This window comes from Nocardioides lentus, from assembly GCF_039529515.1.
GTDB lineage: Bacteria > Actinomycetota > Actinomycetes > Propionibacteriales > Nocardioidaceae > Nocardioides > Nocardioides lentus.
Genome location: NZ_BAAAMY010000002.1, coordinates 418,266 through 434,844, shown reverse-complemented (window position 1 = coordinate 434,844; position 16,579 = coordinate 418,266). Strand labels below are relative to the sequence as shown.

The window sequence follows — 16,579 nt, the reverse complement described above, 5'->3', positions numbered from 1 at the left end:
CGCCGTCGGTGTCGACGGGGCCGGGGAAGTCGTCGGTGCCGTCGAGGGGGTCGGTGCCGGCCGCGACCTCGGCGCCGTCGAGCACGCCGCCGTCGTCGGTGTCGGGGTCCAGCGGGTCGGTGCCCAGGCCGGCCTCCTCGTCGTCGGTGAGGCCGTCGCCGTCGGTGTCGACCGGCGGGGGAGCCGGGCACTCGACGCCGCCGGCGGGCGCGGTCGCCGCCACCGAGGCGCGACCCACGCCCAGCGACAGGCTGGTGAGCACGTTGCCGAACAGGTCGCGGACCGTGAGGTCCACCGACACCACCGCGGGCAGGGTGCTGGAGGCCCGGGGGCCGACGTTCGCGTTTGTCGGCGTGAAGGCCCGGACGGCGAGCGTCGCGCGCACGGCCGCCAGGTTGATGGTGAGGTTGCGGGCCACGCCGTTCGGGGTGAGCACCTCGTTGACCCCGGGGGCCGTCAACCGGACCGTCGGGTTGCCGAACGACGTGCGGCCGGTCGTGCCGTCGGAGGTGGCCCGGAGGACCACGGGGTCGGCCACTCCGATGGTGACGACACCGAGGAGGTTGATGTCGCCCAGCGTCGAGGTGGTCTCCGAGACGACCGAGGAGCCCGCGCCCGCCCCGTCCTGGAGGAAGGTCCGCGACGTCGTGCTCGAGGCCTCCACCGACCCGAGCGAGAGCAACCCGGGCACGCCGGCGAGCGTGGTCCGGGCGAGCGTGGTCGTGGACTCGCCGAGCGGGCGGACGCCGGCCGTGGCCGGTACGCACTGGCTGTCGCCGGCCCAGTCGGCCTCCACGTCACCCTGCACGGCGCCGAGCGTCGCCACCCCGAGCACGACACCGTCGAGCCCGACGGCGTCGGGGTCGCTGGGCGGTGGAGCGGTGGCGGTCACGGAGTCGACGTCGAGGGAGCCGCCGGCGAGGCCGAGGGCGGCCGCGCGGCTGGTGGCCCGCACCCGCGGCGTCGCCTCGCTGTCGGTCACCGCCTCGGAGCGCGCGACGTACACGTCGGTCAGGCCGCCGCCCAGCGCGGTCGACTGGAGCCGGAGGCTGTCGGCGTCCGCCGAGGCGGAGTAGGCGGCCGGAAGCGGGGCAGCGCGCACGGCGCCGGGCAGCGGGGCGCCCGCCGACGTTGCGGCCGGTCCCGCGAGGACGAGGGCGGCCCCCGTGGTGAGACCAAGGGCGGCGCTGAGGGCTCGACGCGTGCGCAGGGAGATCGCCATGCCAAGGAGAATGGATGGTGCAACCTTCTTTTGCAGCGGAATCGGGAAACTCGCGTCAGCTCCCTCGCCCACGGTCCCGGCTGGTTGGATCACGAGGTGGCCCCCGCCTGTCCCGCCCGCCCCGCGCGCCTGCCGGGGGACCTGCCCCCGGCCCTCCTCGCGGCGCTGCTGGTCGCGCTGCTGCTGGGGCCCGCGCTCGGTCCGGGGTACGTCCTGTCCTACGACATGGTCTGGGTCCCGCAGCTGACGATGCGGGGCGACTTCCTGGGCCTCGGCTCCGCGCTGCCGCGCGCCGTGCCCTCGGACGCGGTCGTGGCCGCCCTCGACCTCGTCGTGCCGGGCGTGCTGCTGCAGAAGCTCGCGCTCGCGGGGTCGCTGGTCGCGGGCGCGGTCGGCGCGGCGCGCCTCGCCCCCGACGTCCTCGCGGCCCGTCTGTGGGCCGCGGCGCTGTGGGCCTGGAACCCCTTCGTCGTCGAGCGCCTCGTGATCGGTCACTGGCCGGTGCTCGTCGGGTACGCCGTGGCGCCCTGGGTGCTGCTCGCCGTCCGCGCACGCCGTGCGGGCGGGTCGGCCCCACGCCTCTGGCCGCTGCTCGTCCTGGGCAGCCTGAGCGCCTCCGCCGGCGTCGTGACCGGTGTGCTGGCGCTCGCCCTCGGGCTCCGGCTGCGCCGCGGGCGGTGGCGTGACGACGCCCGGCTCGTCCTCGGGGTCGGCGCGGCCAACCTGCCGTGGATCGTGCCCGGCCTGCTCTCCGCGGCCGCGGCGACGGGGGGAGCCGCGAGCACCGTCCCCTTCGCGGCCTCCGGCGCGGCCGGGCTGCCGGCGCCGGTGGTCCTGCTGGGCCTCGGCGGGGTCTGGAACGTCGACGCCGCCGCGCCCCGCGGGACCTCCGCGGTCCTGGTCGCCCTGGCGGTGCTCGCCGTGCTGGCGGCGGCAGGCGCCCGCTCCTGGTGGCGGACGACGGGCCGTCGGGAGGGGCTGGCGCTCGCCGGGTGCTGGGTGGTCGGGCTCGGTGTGGCCCTGGTGGGCTGGGCGGCCCCCGGCGTCCTCGCCGCGGTCGCCGCGCTCCCCGGCGGTGGGCTGCTCCGCGACGGTGCCCGCAGCCTGACGCTGTGCGCCCCGCTGCTGGTCGCGGTGACCTCGTCCGGGGTCGCGGTCCTGGTCGGCACACGCCGCCGCGCCGAGCGGGTGGGGTGGACGATGGCCGCCGCCCTGGCGCCGGTCGCCCTGCTGCCCGGTGCCGCCTGGGGGGTCGGCGGCCGGCTGGAGGCTGTCGACTACCCGCCGACGTGGGAGTCGGCCCGGGAGGCGGTCCTCGCGTCACCGGTGGTCGGCGACGTCCTCGTGCTCCCGCTGAGCGCCTACCGGGCCCCGTCGTGGAACGACGGGCGCCCGGTCCTCGACCCGCTCGGACGGTTCCTGCCCCGCGACCACGTCACCGCCGACGACCTCGTGGTCTCCGGGGAGGTCGTGCCGGGGGAGGACCCCCGCGTCGACGAGGTCGCCGCGGCCCTCGCGGCACCCGGGTCGCAGGGCCGGGCGGGTGCCCTGGCCGAGCTCGGGATCGGCCTCGTCGTCACCGACCCGACGGCGGCCGGACCGGCCCCGGAGGTCGCCGGCGAGGTCGTCCACGCCTCCTCCGACCTCGAGGTCGTCGCCCTCCCGGGAGTCCTCGAGCGCTCGGTCCCGGCCTCGCGGGCCGTCGGCGTCGGTGTCGCGTGGGCGGCGTGGTGGGCCTGCCTGCTCGCCGGGCCCGCGGGCGCGCTGGCCTCGCGTCGGCGGCGGCGTCGGCGGCGGCGACCGACGACGCGCGCGGCGCCGTCGTCGGGGTGAGCGCGACGGGGTTACCCGGTGGTAGGGTCGCGCGAGAAGTCAACCGGTACGTCGAGGAGGCGTTGTGGGCACGTTGCTCGGATCCGTGGGTGCGCTGCTGGCCAGCGTCGTCGTCGGCGGTGCGGTCGCTGCGGTGACCGTCGTGGGCCTGGTGAACTCCCAGACCGACGCGCCGGACCAGTCGCCGGCCAACGTCGAGCGCCCCGTCGTGGAGTACGGCTCCTCGAGCTGACCCGCCCCGCCCGACGTACCGGACCCCCGACGGCCTCGCCGTCGGGGGTCCGTCCGTCGAGGGACGTCCGTCGAGGGACCCGGCCCCTCGCGCGCGGGGACACCCGGGCGCGGGGCCCTCAGGCGCTGAGCGCCGGGGCGTCCCCGGGGTCGGCGTCGCCCAGCAGCACCGGCGCCGGCTCGTCGTCGGGGTCGACCTCCGAGGTCCGCACGCCCTGCAGGGCGCCGGAGACCACCTCCGCGAACGACTCGCGCGACGCCTCCCAGCTGTAGCGGTGCGCCAGGTCGTGAGCGCCGTCCCCGAGCGAGGCGCGCAGCCGCTCGTCGGTCAGCACCCGGCGCAGCGCCGCAGTGAGGAGACGGGGGTCGTCGTCCACCAGCAGGCCCGAGCAGCCGTCCGCGACGGACTCGCGGGTGCCGCCCGCCGCGGCGTACGCGACCGTCGGGGTGCGGTGCAGCCCGGCCTCGCCGACCACGAGACCCCACCCCTCCTTCAGCGAGGGCAGGGCCATCACCCACGAGGCGGCGTAGATCTCGTGCTTGCGGTGCTCGTCCACGAAGCCCTCGAAGTGGACCCGGTCCGCGACGCCCCGGCTGCGGGCGTAGGAGCGGAGCTCCTCCTCCCACCAGCCCGCACCCGCGACCACGAGCTGCAGGTCGGGGAGGTCCGCGGACAGCTCGGCGACCGCGTCGACGGCGTGCTCGACCCGCTTGTGCGGCACGAGGCGCCCGACCACGCACACGGTCGGCACCGCGGAGCGCGGCAGGTCCTCCGGCGTCTCGACGTCGGTGCCGTTGTGCACCACGGCGATCCGGGACCGGTCGACGCCGAGCCCGACCAGCTCCTCACGGGTGGCGCGGGAGACGGCGACGTACTGGCTGCGGCGGTAGAGGCGCGGCGCCACCCGGCTCTCCACCCACCAGCCGAAGCGTCCGGCGAGGCCCGGGTAGACGACCGGCCACTGCTCGCGGTGGACGTGGTGCACGAGGACCACGACGGGGGCGCGGGTGCCCAGGCGGGTGAAGAAGGGGAGGCCGTTCTGGACGTCGACGACCAGGTCGACCCGACCGAAGCGACGGGTCGCCAGGTGCAGCAGCCCCCGGGCGTAGACCGCCAGCTTGGTGCCGCGGCGCACGAAGCGGACGCCCTCGACCCACTCGTCCCGGGGTGCCCCCGGGTGCTCGGCGCAGAACACGGTGACGTGCGCGCCACGGGCCACGAGGCCGCGCGCGATGTTCTCGACGTATCTCTCCGAGCCCCCGCCCTCCGCGTTGGCCGTGTCGCGCCAGTTGAACAGCACGACGCGTCGGTCCGCCAGAGTGACGGGGCTCCCTCCCAGCCCCAGCACCCCCGGGACGTTACCAGCAGGTAACCGGAAGTGTGACATCGGTCTCCCGGCTTCCGGTGCGCCCCGGAGCGGTGGTCTACCCTCGCCCGGTGCGCGCCCGGGAGGGGGTCGCGCCGGTGCGTGACGAGGAGGGTGACCGGTGACGGACGAGCGCGCCCGCGCGGCAGCACGCCGCGCGTCGGCCCGGCCGACGTGGCGGCGCTCGCTGCGTCTGCTCGCCGACTTCACCCACGAGCAGGACGACCCGGCCCGCTTCTACGGCGCCCTCGCGGCGGACTCCGCCGCGCAGCTGACGACCCACGCCGACCTCGACGGCGCCCTGCTGCTCGACGTCGGCGGGGGACCGGGTTACTTCCGCGACGCCTTCGAGGCCCGCGGGGCCTGCTACCTCGCCCTCGACGCCGACGCCGGCGAGCTCTCCGGGCTCGGCGAGGTCGGCCCGCGCACCGTCCTGGGCAGCGGCATGGACCTGCCGTTCCGTGACGACAGCATCGACGTCTGCTACTCCTCCAACGTGCTCGAGCACGTGCCCCGCCCCTGGCGGATGGCCGAGGAGATGGTGCGCGTGACCCGTCCCGGCGGCACGACGTACGTCTCCTTCACCTGCTGGTGGGGTCCCTGGGGGGGCCACGAGACCGCGCCGTGGCACTACCTCGGTGGCGGCCGGGCCCGCGACCGCTACACCCGCCGCCACGGCCACCGGCCGAAGAACGTCTACGGGGAGTCCCTGTACGCCGTGCGCGTCGGGGACGCGCTGCGGTGGGCCCGGTCCCGCCCGGACGCCGACCTCGTCGCCGCCTACCCGCGGTACAACCCCCGCGGCACGCACTGGCTGACCCGGGTGCCGGTGCTGCGCGAGGTGGTGACGTGGAACCTCGTGCTGGTGCTGCGGCCCCGCTGACCCCCGCCGAGCCGGCCACCGAGCCGGCCACCGAGCCGGCCACCGCCACCGAGCCGGCCACCGCCACCGAGCCGGCCACCGACGCCGGGCGCGCCGAGCGCACCCGGTGGCGGCTGCGGGTGCTGGCCGTCGCCGTCGGCCTGGTCGCCCTCGCCTTCGCGCAGCAGCCGGGCCTGCTGATCGCCGACACCAAGCTCGACCTCGCCCTGGACCCCGGTCAGTTCCTCGGCCGGGCACTGTCGCTGTGGGACCCGGAGGGCGCCTTCGGCCAGCTGCAGAACCAGGGCTACGGCTACCTGTGGCCGATGGGCCCGTTCTTCTGGGCCGGCGACCTCATCGGAGTGCCGGGCTGGGCGGTGCAGCGCGCCTGGATCGCCCTCGTGACGGTGACCGCGTTCGTCGGGGTGGTCTGGCTGTGCCGCCTGCTCGGGGTGCGGTCGCAGGCCGCCTGCCTGCTCGCCGGCGCGGCGTACGCCCTGTCGCCGCGCATGATCAGCCTGCTCGGGCAGATCTCGATCGAGGTCTGGCCCAGTGCGCTGGCGCCGTGGGTGCTGGCCTTCCTGGTCCGCGGCTCGGTGCGGGGCTCGCCGGTCGCGGCGGCGGCGGCGTCGGCGGCGGCGGTCGCGATGGTGGGCGGGGTCAACGCGGCGGCGACGGCCGCGGTGCTGCCGCTCGGGGCGCTGTGGCTGCTGACGCGCACCCCCGGTCCGCGTCGCCGGTCGCTCATGACGTGGTGGCCGGTGCTCACCGTCCTCGGCACGCTGTGGTGGCTGGTCCCCCTGTTCGTGCTCGGTGCCTACAGCCCGCCGTTCCTCGACTACATCGAGAGCGCCGAGGTCACCACGCTGGCCACGCCGCTGCTCGACGCGCTGCGGGGCACCTCCGACTGGGTCGCGTACGTCGACCCGACCTGGCGGGCGGGCAACGACCTCGTCTCGCAGGGGTTCTGGGTGGTCAGCGCCACCGTCCTGCTCGTCCTCGGCCTCGCCGGCGTCGTGCGGCGCGACCAGCCCCACCGCCGGTTCCTGCTCCTCGGCCTGCTCGTCGGCCTGCTGATGGTCACCTTCGGCCACACCGGCGCCGTCCAGGGATGGGGGGCCGCCGAGCGCCAGGACTGGCTCGACGGGCCGTTGGCGCCGCTGCGCAACGTGCACAAGTTCGACCTCGTCGTGCGCCTGGTCCTGGTCGTCGGCCTCGCGCACCTCGTCGACCGCGTCGCCCGGCGGGACCGTCAGGACGGGGCCCCGGCCGCGGACGGTCGCCACCCCACCTCGACGCGGGTCGCCGCGGTGGCGCTGTGCCTGGTCGCGGTCGTCGCCGCCGCCGGACCGGCGTTCCTCGGCCGCGTCGCGCCGTCGGGCGCCTACCTCGGCGTGCCGACCTACTGGTCCCAGGCCGCGGACTGGCTCGGCGAGCACGACGACGGCGGCCGCGCGCTGCTCCTGCCGGGCACGTCCTTCGGCAGCTACGCGTGGGGCTTCACCCGCGACGAGCCCCTCCAGGTGCTGGCGTCCTCGCCGTGGGCGGTGCGCAACGCCGTGCCCCTGGCGCCGCCCGGCAACGTGCGGATGCTGGACGCGGTCGAGCGCCGGCTGGCCGCCGGTGAGGGGTCGACCGGCCTGGTCGACCACCTGCGCCGCGCCGGGGTCTCCCACCTGGTCGTGCGCCACGACCTCCAGCCGGGCGGCAGCCTCCCCGACCCGGTGCTGGTGGAGCAGGCGCTCGCCGACTCGCCGGGTCTGCGCCCGGTGGCCGAGTTCGGCCCGGAGGTCGGCGGCGACGCCCGCCTCGAGGGCGTCGACGACGGGCCGTGGCTGGTCGTCAACCAGGGCTGGCAGGACCGGCGCCCGGCGATCCGCGTCTGGGAGGTGCCGGGCGCGGCCCGGGCCGTCGCGACCGGGGTGCCGCCGGTCGTGGTCGGCGGCCCCGAGTCCCTGCTCGACCTGTCCGACCTCGGCGTGCTCGGCTCCGCGCCCACCGTGCTGGCGACCGACCTCCCCGACGGCAGCGAGGAGACCGCGCCCGAGGGTCCGGTCGTGCTCACCGACGGGCTGCGCCGGCGCGAGGTGTCCTTCGGCTCCGTGCACGACAACACCTCGGTGACCCTCGTGCCGGGCGAGGAGCGACTCACCGGGAGACCCGTCACCGACTACCGGCTCGGCGACGACGGTGACGCGTGGGAGCGCTGGCGCGCCGACGCCCGGCTGGAGGGGGTCGAGGCGCTCGCCGCGTCGAGCTCGGCCTCGGACGCCGACAACGCGGGTCCCGTCCTGCCCGGCCGCGCGCCGTACGCCGCCTTCGACGACGACCCCGCCACCCAGTGGGTCTCCGGCCGCGACACCGGAGCGGCGCCGTGGCTCGAGGCCCGGCTCGGCGCGCCGCGGGCGGTCGACGCGGTCACGGTGACCCTCGGCGACGCCGTGCCGGCCCCCACCGTCGTCCGCGTCGTCACCGACGCCGGGGCCGCCGAGGCGCGCACGCTCGACCCCGGCGAGACGACCACCGTGACGCTGGACGGCGGGCCGACCGGTCGGGTCCGGGTGGAGGGCGCGGCCGGCGCGCCGCTGGCCCTCGCACAGGTCGCGGTCGCCGGTCTCGACGTCACCCGCGTCGTCGACCTCCCGTCGCTGCCCGACGCCTGGGGCGCCCCGGCGGCCGTGGTGCTCACGGAGGGTCTCGGTCACCGTGCCGCCTGCGTCGCGGTGGCGGACGACCTGCGCTGCGCCGACGGCGGCGCCCGCGAGGCCGAGGAGCCCTCCGGGCTGCGACGGACCGTGGACCTCGGCGCGGGCGCGTCGTACACCCCGACGCTGCGGGTGCGCGCCCGCGGGGGCCCGGCGCTGGTCGAGCGGCTCCAGGAGGGTCTGCCCCTCGTCGCCGCCGCGTCGTCGACGGCGGTCGACGAGCCGGGCGGATCCGCGATCGCCGCCGTCGACGGCGACCGGGGCACGACCTGGGTCGCCGACCCCGACGACCCCGCCCCGACCCTGGACCTGCGGTGGCTCGGCCGGCAGCGGATCACCGGGCTGCGACTCGGGCTCGCGCCGGACGCGCCCGCGACCCCCGCCCGCGAGGCCGTGGTCCGCTGGCCCGGGGGACGGCAGACCGTGACCCTCCGCGAGGGCGGCTTCGCGCCGCTCGAGCCGTTCCGCGCCTCCCGGGTGCAGGTCGAGCTCAGCGCGCCGCGCCTGGTGCGCAGCCTGCAGTTCGACGGCTCCGCCGCCGACGTCGGGATCGGGGTCGGCCAGGTCCGGCTGCGCGGGTCCCGACGATTCCCGCAGGCGGTCTCCGACACGCTCGAGGAGCTGGGCTGCGGCAGTGGCCCGACCGTCGCGGTCGACGGGCGGGTGCTGCGCACCGAGGTCGTGGCCAGCCGGGCCGCGCTGGTGCGCGGTGAGCAGGCGACGGCGCGCCCGTGCCGCGACGGGGCGTCGCTGGACGTGCCCGCCGACCGGACCACCCTGACGGTGGCCGCCTCGGAGCTCTTCGCCCCCGCGGCGGTGCGCCTGGACCGCACCGACCGGGTCGGGCCCGGTGTGGACCTGACCTCGCCGACCCCGGTGGGGCTCGGGGCCGAGGGGTCCGCGCGTCGCACCCTCGGGGAGGTCCCGGCCGACTCCACGGTGGTGGTGCGGGAGAACGCGAACCCCGGCTGGGTCGCGGACGCCGGGGCGGAGCCGCTCGTCGTCGACGGCTGGCAGCAGGCGTGGCGGGTGGAGGAGGGCGGCACGCTCGACCTGCGCTTCTCCCCGCAGCCCGTCTACGCCGCCGGCCTGGCCGCGGGCGCGGTCGCGCTCGTGCTGCTGGGGGTCGTGGTCGTGGGGACCGCGCGGCGGCGACCGCGCGCGGGACTGCCCGCGCTGGGCGAGCGCCGGATCCCCCGGCTGGTCGGCGCGGTCGGGCTCGCGGCGGCGGTGGCCCTGCTCGCCGGGACGCCGGGCCTGCTCGTGGCGGCCGGTGCCGTCCTCGGGCACCTGGCGCTGCGGCGGCTGCCCGACGGCGTCCGCGCCGTCGCCGTCGGGGCGGGGATCGTCCTCGCGGGAGCCGTGTACTGGCTGCGCCCGCTCGGCTCGATCGAGGGCTGGGCCGGCCAGTCGGCGCCCGCTCAGCTCGCCGTCGTGGTCTCGCTGGTCTGGGCGGGGCTCGAGGTGCTGGACCCGCCGCGCCGCGACCGGACGAGGTCGCTCGGGCGCAGGCTGCGCAGCCGCGTCGCCGGCACCTCGACCAGCCGGTAGAGCACCTCGCTGACGAGCAGGCTGCCCGCCAGGGTGAGGGCGAGCACCAGCACGGTGCGACCACCGAACACCGGGAGGTCGAGCCACTGCTGCACCAGGTCGAGCACGACCAGGTGGCAGCAGAACAGCGCGTACGACGTGCGGCCCAGGTGCCGCAGCAGCGGTCGGGTGGTCAGGCGGAGGAAGGTCGAGCCCGCGGGGGCGAAGACGCCGGGGAGGACCACGAGCACGCCGACCACGACGTAGAGCAGGTTCTTGGTGACCACCGAGGCGTCGGAGGCGATCTGGGTGAAGTCGTAGGGCCCGGCGAGCGGGGTCGAGGCGACGACGAAGACCGCGGCGGCGAGGCCCCAGCAGGTCCAGGGGGCCGAGCCGACGTCGGCGACGGTCCGCGCCCAGCCCGGCGGCTCGGCGCGTCGCAGCACCACGGTCACCGCGGCGAGGGCGATCCCGGCGCTGAACCAGGTCAGGTAGCCGGGCAGCCACTGCAGCAGCGCCGTGGAGGTCGCGACCAGGCGCGACCCGCCGGCGTTCCAGGCCAGGTTGAGCGCGCAGAGCCCCGTGAGCACCACGAGCAGGCGGCCCGCGGGGACCCGCTGCGGGCGTCGGCCCAGCGCGGCGAGCATCACCAGCGGCAGGGCGGCGTAGAACGCGACCTCGGTGGCGAGGCTCCACATCTGCGTCAGCCCCGGGGGCAGCCGGTCCTCCGTGTAGAGGGCGACGAGCCCGAGGTTGGCCACCCAGGTCCGCAGGGAGGCCCCGGCGTTCTCCTCGAGCACGAGCAGGGCCACGACGACGGTCACCAGGTAGGCGGGCAGGATGCGCACCGCCCGGTGCCACCAGTAGCGGCCGGTGCGCGGCCGCGGCGTGGCGTGCTCGGCCGCGAGGAGCCAGGGTCGGGACAGCAGGAAGCCCGACAGCACGAAGAAGATCGCCACGCCCACGTCGAGCCGTGACAGCGCGGTGCCGGCCAGGGTCCCGGCGTACGCGCCGGTCTGGAACGCGACGTGGGTGACCAGGACGGCCAGCGCCCCGAGGAAGCGGAGCCCGTCCAGGCCGGGGTAGGTGTCGTGGCGGGGGAGGTCGGGACTCGTCACCGCGGCACCCCCGCCGGGACCAGGTCGCCGACCCGCACGGAGTCGACGCACACGACGGCCTCGTCGGACCCCTGCAGGCGGACCGGGCCCCAGCCGCCCTCACCGCGCAGGAACAGCGTGTGGAGGCCCGCCAGCACCTCCACCCGCTCCTCGCGCTCGCCGAGCCCGAGCGTGAGGGTGGTGTCGGCCGAGGCCAGGTACGACACGGTCGCCCACCAGAAGAACTCGGCGTCCCCCTCCACCGGCACGGTCACGGCCTCGGCGCCGACCCGGTAGCCGCACCCGTCCTGCGGCCCCGCAGGGCTCTCGGCGCCCGCCACGACGGCGGCGCGGACCGGGGTCCCGCCCGCGTCGAGCGTCTCGAGGTCCGTGCCCGCGGCGACCGCGCGCACGCGGGGCAGCGAGCCGAGCAGGCGGGAGGGCAGGTTGTCGGGGAAGGCGGTGCCGGCCATCACCGACGCCGGGACCGGCACGTCCGCCACCGTGCGCGGTCGCTCGTCGGCCGCCTGGGCCGCGCGCTCGACAAAGGCGCGCGTCGCGTACGGCCGGTGCCACGCGGCGGCGTAGGTGCTCGAGGACCACGCGGCGCCCGCGAGCAGCACGAGCGCCGCGACGGCCGCGACGGGCCGCAGGGCCGCGGGGAGGCCGGCCCGGGTACGCGCCGGGGCGGCGACGGGGCGCGAGCCCGGCGCCGCCGTCGCCGCCGTCGCCGCGTCCGCCCCGGCGACCGGGAGGCACCACAGGGCGAGGGCGAGGGTGACGACCATGGCGGAGTCGGCGAGGTAGCGCAGCTCGTAGCCCACGAAGGCCCCGAGCTGGGGGGCCCGTCCCAGGCCGACCAGGACGAGCGCGCCACCGACCCACCCGACCACCAGCAGGGCTGCGCTCACCGGGGCGGTCCGCACGCCGCGGCGGCGCAGGACCACGAGCGCGGCCCCCAGCGCCGCGACGATCACGACCCAGCTGAGGACCGCGACCGGCCCGGGCACGTCGACCTGCAGCAGCGGCGGGTTCTCCGTGGACCAGCGCCAGGGCCCGCCCAGCGAGACCGAGCCCAGGGACTCGCCGACCATGGCGCGCACCAGCCCCGACCAGTCGGTCGGGGCGCCCTCCGCGACGGGCGAGGGCACCCAGCGCGTGTACGCCGCGGCGTACGAGGCGCCGAGCACGCCGTAGACGGCCCACGCGCGCCACTGACCGGCGACGGTCCGCAGCCGGGCGGGGATCCCGCCGGACGCGAACGGGCCGAGCGACAGCACGAGCAGCACCGGCAGCACGAGCGCCGCCTTCACGTACGCCGTCATCCCCAGCGTGACGGCGAGGGCGGCCAGCAGGGCCCACCGCTGGCGGCCGGTCCGCAGGTAGGTGACGTGGCAGCCGACGGCGAGGAAGAACGCCAGGTGGAGCGGGAGCTGGTTGAGCGCCGCGGCCCACCAGAGGTAGGCCGTGAGGGTCAGCGGGGAGACGAGGTAGAACGCCAGCGGCGCCAGGATCGCCGGGCGCGGGCCGGCGAGGCGCACCAGCATCCAGACCGCCGCCAGCCCCGCGGCCAGCTGGAGGCCGACGAGCTGGAGCGCCCCCGGCCACCACGCGAGGTCGCCCGCCCGGCCCGCCGACCACGCCAGCAGGCGCCCCAGCGGCATCAGCTGGCTGTCGTGGGGCTGCACGAGCGCCGCGAGGGACAGGCCCGAGCGGCGGGCGTCCTCGAGGAGGATGAAGTCGTCCGCGTACCACCAGGCACCCGCGGACGCCCACGCCCGCCAGCCGGTCTGGACCAGCACCAGGACCACGGCGGAGCCGACGACGAGGTGGCGCTGCTCGACCTCGCGCCACCGCGCGGGCGCCCGCGACGCGGCGGGTGCGGGCGCGGGGCGCGTGGAGGTCGACACGCCCGGGATCATGGCACGCCCCTGCACGGTGAGGTCCGTCACAACCCGCCGTTGTTACCCACGAGTCACTTGCGCTACCGTTCGGCGACTTCGTGGGCCGGGAGGGCCGTGCGGGGCGCAGTTTCCTGCTCCTGGGGAGGGGTGTTCGTCGTGGTGCGCAAGGTGCTGGGGTTCGTGGCGCTGGGCCTGGGGGGCTTCCTCCTCGTCGCAGGGCTGGTCGCGCTGCTGTGGGCTCCGGGGGTGGTCAAGCGGACGCCGCTCGACACCGACTCCACGACCCTGCTGAGCGGGCAGGCGCAGCGGCTCAACCCGGCCACCGGCGACGTCGAGGGCGCCGACGTGCTGGCCGTCAGCCGCAACCGGGTCGACAGCGAGATCTCCGACGACGACGTCGTCGCCTTCGTGGCCAACACCTGCCTCAACGTCGACGAGGGCCAGGAGCCCGCCTGCCTGCGCGGCGACGACGAGCGGGTCATCAACAACTCCGAGCCGGACGTCTTCGCCACAGACCGCCGCACCGGCGAGTCGCTGCCCGCCGAGGCCAGCGCGGAGCTGCTGCCCGCCGACGCCGTGCCGCACGAGGGCCTGGTCAACAAGTTCCCCTTCGACACCCCTCAGGCCGACCAGCAGCTGTGGGACGGGCTGCTCGGCGAGGCGGTGACCGCCACGTACGACGGCGAGGACGAGATCGAGGGCCTGCCGGTCTACCGGTTCACCACCGAGGTCGACGACGAGCCCGCGACCGTGGTGGGCGACATCGAGGGCCGCTACAGCTCGCAGAAGACGGTCTGGGTCGATCCCCGCACCGGCTCGATCATCGACCAGGAGCAGAGCGAGCAGCGCACCACGGAGGACGGCGACACGCTGCTGGACCTCGAGCTGTCCTTCACCGACGAGCAGGTCGCCGACAACGTCGCGAGCGCCGAGGACAGCATCGGGACCATCGACACGATCACCCGGACCGTCCCGGTGGTCGGTCTGGTCGGCGGCGCGGTGCTCCTGGTCCTCGGGTTCCTGCTGCTGCGCGGTGCCCGCGGCGGACGCGGTCGCCGTACCGCGTCGGCCGGGCCCGCCGCGGACCGCGACGCGCCGGCCGTCGAGAAGGTCTAGGCCGACCCGCGGCCCGGTCCCCGCGCGACGAAGATCGCGGTCCCGGGGATCAGCCGGCCGCGCAGCCGGGACCAGCCGCCCCACGTGCGCTCGTGACCCTCGGGCCACTCCGGCTCGACCAGGTCGACCAGCACGAACCCGTGCCGGGTCAGCAGCCGCACCCAGTCGCCGAGGGTGCGGTGGTGCTCGACGTACGCCACCCGGCCCGTGTCGTCGTTGACCTCGACGTACGGCGTCCGGTCCCAGTACGACGTGGCGGCGCGCAGCCCGTCCGGCCCCGGGTCGTCGGGGAAGGACCACCGCGTCGGGTGGGTGATCGAGAAGACCAGCCGGCCCTCCGGGCGCAGGACCCGGGCCGCCTCGCCGAGCGCGGCGTCCAGGTCGGCGACGAACTGCAGCGCGCCGAACGCGCAGAACACCGCGTCGAACGCGGCGTCGGCGAAGGGGAGGGCGGTGGCGGTGCCGAGGACGGCGGGCACCGCGACCCCCGTCGCGTCGTCGAGGCGGCGCGAGTGCTGCAGCTGCCGCTCGGACAGGTCGAGTCCGACCGGTCGCCCACCGTGCTCCGCGACCCAGCGCGAGCACTGGCCGGCACCGCTGCCGACCTCGAGCACGTCACGGCCGGCGACGTCGCCGAGGAGCCCGGCCTCGTCCTCGGTCAGGCCCTCGGGTCCCCACAGGAAGCCCGCGTCGCCGAGGTAGTCGCCGTGGGTGGCCTGGTACTCGTCGGCGTAGGCGTCCCAGTCGGGACCGTTGGCCCGGCGGGACTCGGCCTCGTCGACGGCGCGGCGCTCGACCCGCACGGGGAAGGGGGAGGGCTCGGTCACCGTCCGATCCTCCCGCGGCCGCTCAGGACTCGGCGCCGCCGGGGCCCAGCGCACGGCGACGCACGGTGGGCAGCCGACCGGCGAGGTCGCCCAGCGGCCCGACGGCGCGCTGCAGGCTGTCGGCGGTCTGGTTCAGCGTCGGGATGACCGCGGCCAGCTCGCGCAGCCGGGGCTCGACGGCCTCCAGCGCCGGGCCGAGGGCCACGAGGCGGTCGAGGGTCCCGCCCTCGGCGACCAGCGTGTCGACGTACCCCTCGTCGGCCAGGACGCGGTCGAGAAGGCCACCGGGCGCCAGCACCCGCTCGAGGACCCCGTCGTCGCGGGTCAGCCGGTCCACGGGACCACCGGGCGCGAGCAGCCGCTCCACCACGCCGTCGCCCGCGATCAGCCGGTCCACGGGACCGCCCTCCTCCAGCAGCCTCTCGAGCGTCCCGCCGGGGGAGGTCAGGCGGTCCACGGCGCCGCCGGGGGCGAGCAGGCGGTCGAGGGGGCCGTCCTCGGCGGCGAGCCGGTCGAGCACCCCGCCCGGCTCCGCCAGCCGGAGCACCGGGCCCTCGGGGGAGAGCAGGCGGTCGAGGGTGCCGCCGCGGCGCAGCATCCGGCCCAGTGGACGGTCGGCGGCGAAGATCGAGTCGAGGGTGTGGACGATCCGCATCGGCGCTGCGTCCTCCGCGAGCAGCTCCCGCACCCGGTCGGAGGTGCCGCCGTGCCCGATCAGGCCCTCGAGCATGTCGGCGTAGCCCCCGGGACGCCGTACCGGGCCGTCGGGGTGCGTGAGGGTGCCGAGCGTCAACGTCGTGCGCACGACGCTCACCCCCAGCCGGACGGGGAGAGCCACCAGCTCCGCGAGCGCCATGACGCGGAGCGTAGTGCCAGGATCTCCTCCCGTGGTCGACGTCGAGCTCCTCACCTCCCTCGAGCCGCTGCCCGGCGGGCGGTCGGGGCGGACCCTCCTCGGCACGGCCGCCGGCACCCGCGTCGTCGCGCGGCTCTACGTCGGGCCCGACGACCACGGACCGGCCGCCCACGAGGTCCACGCCGCGCTGCTCGCCCTCGTCTCGGGACTCGTCCCGGTGCCGGGGGTGCTCGAGCTGCGGGGTCCGCGCGACGACCTGCCCGCCCTGCTGCTGACCGAGCACCTGCCCGGCGTGCCGGCCGCCGGGCTCCTCGCCGAGCTCGACGACCCGGGCCGCGCACGCCTGGGCCGGGGCCTCGGGCGGATCGCCGGCACGCTCGCCGGGATCCCCTTCGCCCGCCGCGGTGCGTTCCGTGACGCCTCGCTCGGCCCGCGGCCCGACGGGGGAGCGTCCACGAGCGACGTCGACGACGCGGGCACCGCGTCCTTGGCCGCCGACGAGCCGCCCGCGTGGTCCGTCGCCGCCGAGCGGGTGCGCGACGCCGAGCCGCGGGCCGTCCTCGTCCACGGAGACCTCGGCCTCGACAACGTCCTGGTGGACCCCGGGTCCCTCGCCGTGACCGGGGTCGTGGACTGGGAGCACGCCCACGCCGGCCACCCCCGCACCGACCTCGGACGCCTGCTGCGGGGCGCGGGCGACCGGGGATCGCCGTACGTCGCGGGGGTCCTGGCCGGCTGGGCCGCGGTGCGGGGCGGGCCCGACGCCCCCACCGGTGACGGGACGGACCCCGGCACCGGCCCGGGCACCGCCCCGGGCGCCGACCCGGACGCCGACCTCGCGGCGGCCCGGGCCGCCGACCTGCCGGCGCTGCGAGCAGCCGTCGCCGCGGACGGTCCCGGGGCGCCGGGGGCGCGGGAGCTGCTGGCCGCGATCGCCCGCCACGGCGACGTCCACGCCGTACCCTCAGGTTGGACGGTCCCCTGAGGGGCGCGTAGGCTTGACGTGCGCTGAGCCTGCTGTGCCCGCGG

11 protein-coding genes and 1 pseudogene are annotated in these 16,579 nt (G+C 77.1%); 6 read left to right on the top strand and 6 right to left on the bottom strand.

The genetic code is table 11. The annotated features are described in order from the left end of the window. Nucleotides 1-1,222: hypothetical protein (locus ABD158_RS05650; RefSeq protein ID WP_344004894.1), on the bottom strand; the 1,222-nt coding region annotated here is incomplete at its 3' end. Nucleotides 1,223-1,318: 96 nt separating this feature from the next. Between ABD158_RS05650 and ABD158_RS05645 the strand changes: the two genes are divergently transcribed. Beyond that, the gene (locus tag ABD158_RS05645; protein ID WP_344004891.1) at nt 1,319-3,055 is read left to right on the top strand and encodes an MmpA family trehalose lipid delivery protein; all 1,737 of its coding nucleotides are present in this window, start codon (nt 1,319-1,321) and stop codon (nt 3,053-3,055) included. A 64-nt stretch (nt 3,056-3,119) separates the two neighbouring features. Beyond that, nucleotides 3,120-3,287 (top strand): DUF2613 family protein, encoded by a 168-nt coding sequence (locus ABD158_RS05640; protein ID WP_344004888.1) that lies wholly within the window; start codon nt 3,120-3,122, stop codon nt 3,285-3,287. Nucleotides 3,288-3,405: 118 nt separating this feature from the next. Here ABD158_RS05640 and ABD158_RS05635 read toward each other — a convergent pair whose 3' ends face one another. Continuing rightward, entirely contained in the window at nt 3,406-4,635 is a 1,230-nt protein-coding gene (locus ABD158_RS05635) for a glycosyltransferase family 4 protein (RefSeq protein WP_344004885.1), read from the bottom strand. Nucleotides 4,636-4,774: 139 nt separating this feature from the next. Here ABD158_RS05635 and ABD158_RS05630 point away from each other — a divergent pair, with 139 nt between their 5' ends. Continuing rightward, on the top strand, nt 4,775-5,536 hold the full coding sequence (locus ABD158_RS05630; RefSeq protein WP_344004882.1) for a class I SAM-dependent methyltransferase: 762 nt from the start codon (nt 4,775-4,777) through the stop codon (nt 5,534-5,536). Continuing rightward, nucleotides 5,503-8,802 (top strand): annotated as a pseudogene (locus tag ABD158_RS05625) (alpha-(1->3)-arabinofuranosyltransferase domain-containing protein); the annotation flags it as partial. The gene ABD158_RS05630 and the pseudogene ABD158_RS05625, both read left to right, overlap by 34 nt. An 839-nt stretch (nt 8,803-9,641) precedes the next feature. Here the strand turns inward: ABD158_RS05625 and ABD158_RS05620 are convergent. Together ABD158_RS05620 and ABD158_RS05615 are read right to left on the bottom strand one after the other, a co-directional pair. Continuing rightward, nucleotides 9,642-10,868, bottom strand: a complete 1,227-nt coding sequence (locus tag ABD158_RS05620) for an acyltransferase family protein (protein WP_344004879.1) — start codon at nt 10,866-10,868, stop codon at nt 9,642-9,644. Beyond that, complete coding sequence (locus ABD158_RS05615) at nt 10,865-12,757, bottom strand: hypothetical protein (protein ID WP_344004876.1); 1,893 nt, start codon at nt 12,755-12,757, stop codon at nt 10,865-10,867. The genes ABD158_RS05620 and ABD158_RS05615 overlap by 4 nt, the downstream gene beginning before the upstream one ends. A 150-nt stretch (nt 12,758-12,907) precedes the next feature. Between ABD158_RS05615 and pgfA the strand changes: the two genes are divergently transcribed. Next, nucleotides 12,908-13,867, top strand: a complete 960-nt coding sequence (gene pgfA, locus ABD158_RS05610) for a cell envelope lipid trafficking protein PgfA (RefSeq protein ID WP_344004873.1) — start codon at nt 12,908-12,910, stop codon at nt 13,865-13,867. Here the strand turns inward: pgfA and ABD158_RS05605 are convergent. Together ABD158_RS05605 and ABD158_RS05600 are read right to left on the bottom strand one after the other, a co-directional pair. Continuing rightward, complete coding sequence (locus tag ABD158_RS05605) at nt 13,864-14,694, bottom strand: class I SAM-dependent methyltransferase (RefSeq protein WP_344004870.1); 831 nt, start codon at nt 14,692-14,694, stop codon at nt 13,864-13,866. The two genes, pgfA and ABD158_RS05605, sit on opposite strands and share 4 nt — an antisense overlap. Before the next feature lie 22 nt (nt 14,695-14,716). After that, entirely contained in the window at nt 14,717-15,550 is an 834-nt protein-coding gene (locus ABD158_RS05600) for a hypothetical protein (protein WP_344004867.1), read from the bottom strand. Nucleotides 15,551-15,581: 31 nt separating this feature from the next. On the opposite strand from ABD158_RS05600, the gene ABD158_RS05595 reads away from it, so the two are divergent. Beyond that, complete coding sequence (locus tag ABD158_RS05595) at nt 15,582-16,535, top strand: phosphotransferase family protein (protein WP_344004864.1); 954 nt, start codon at nt 15,582-15,584, stop codon at nt 16,533-16,535. Nucleotides 16,536-16,579: the final 44 nt, after the last annotated feature.

Excerpts from the sequence above, each read along its gene's own strand:
- ABD158_RS05600 (WP_344004867.1), bottom strand. The coding sequence starts at position 15,550 with ATGGCGCTCGCGGAGCTGGTGGCTCTCCCCGTCCGGCTGGGGGTGAGC.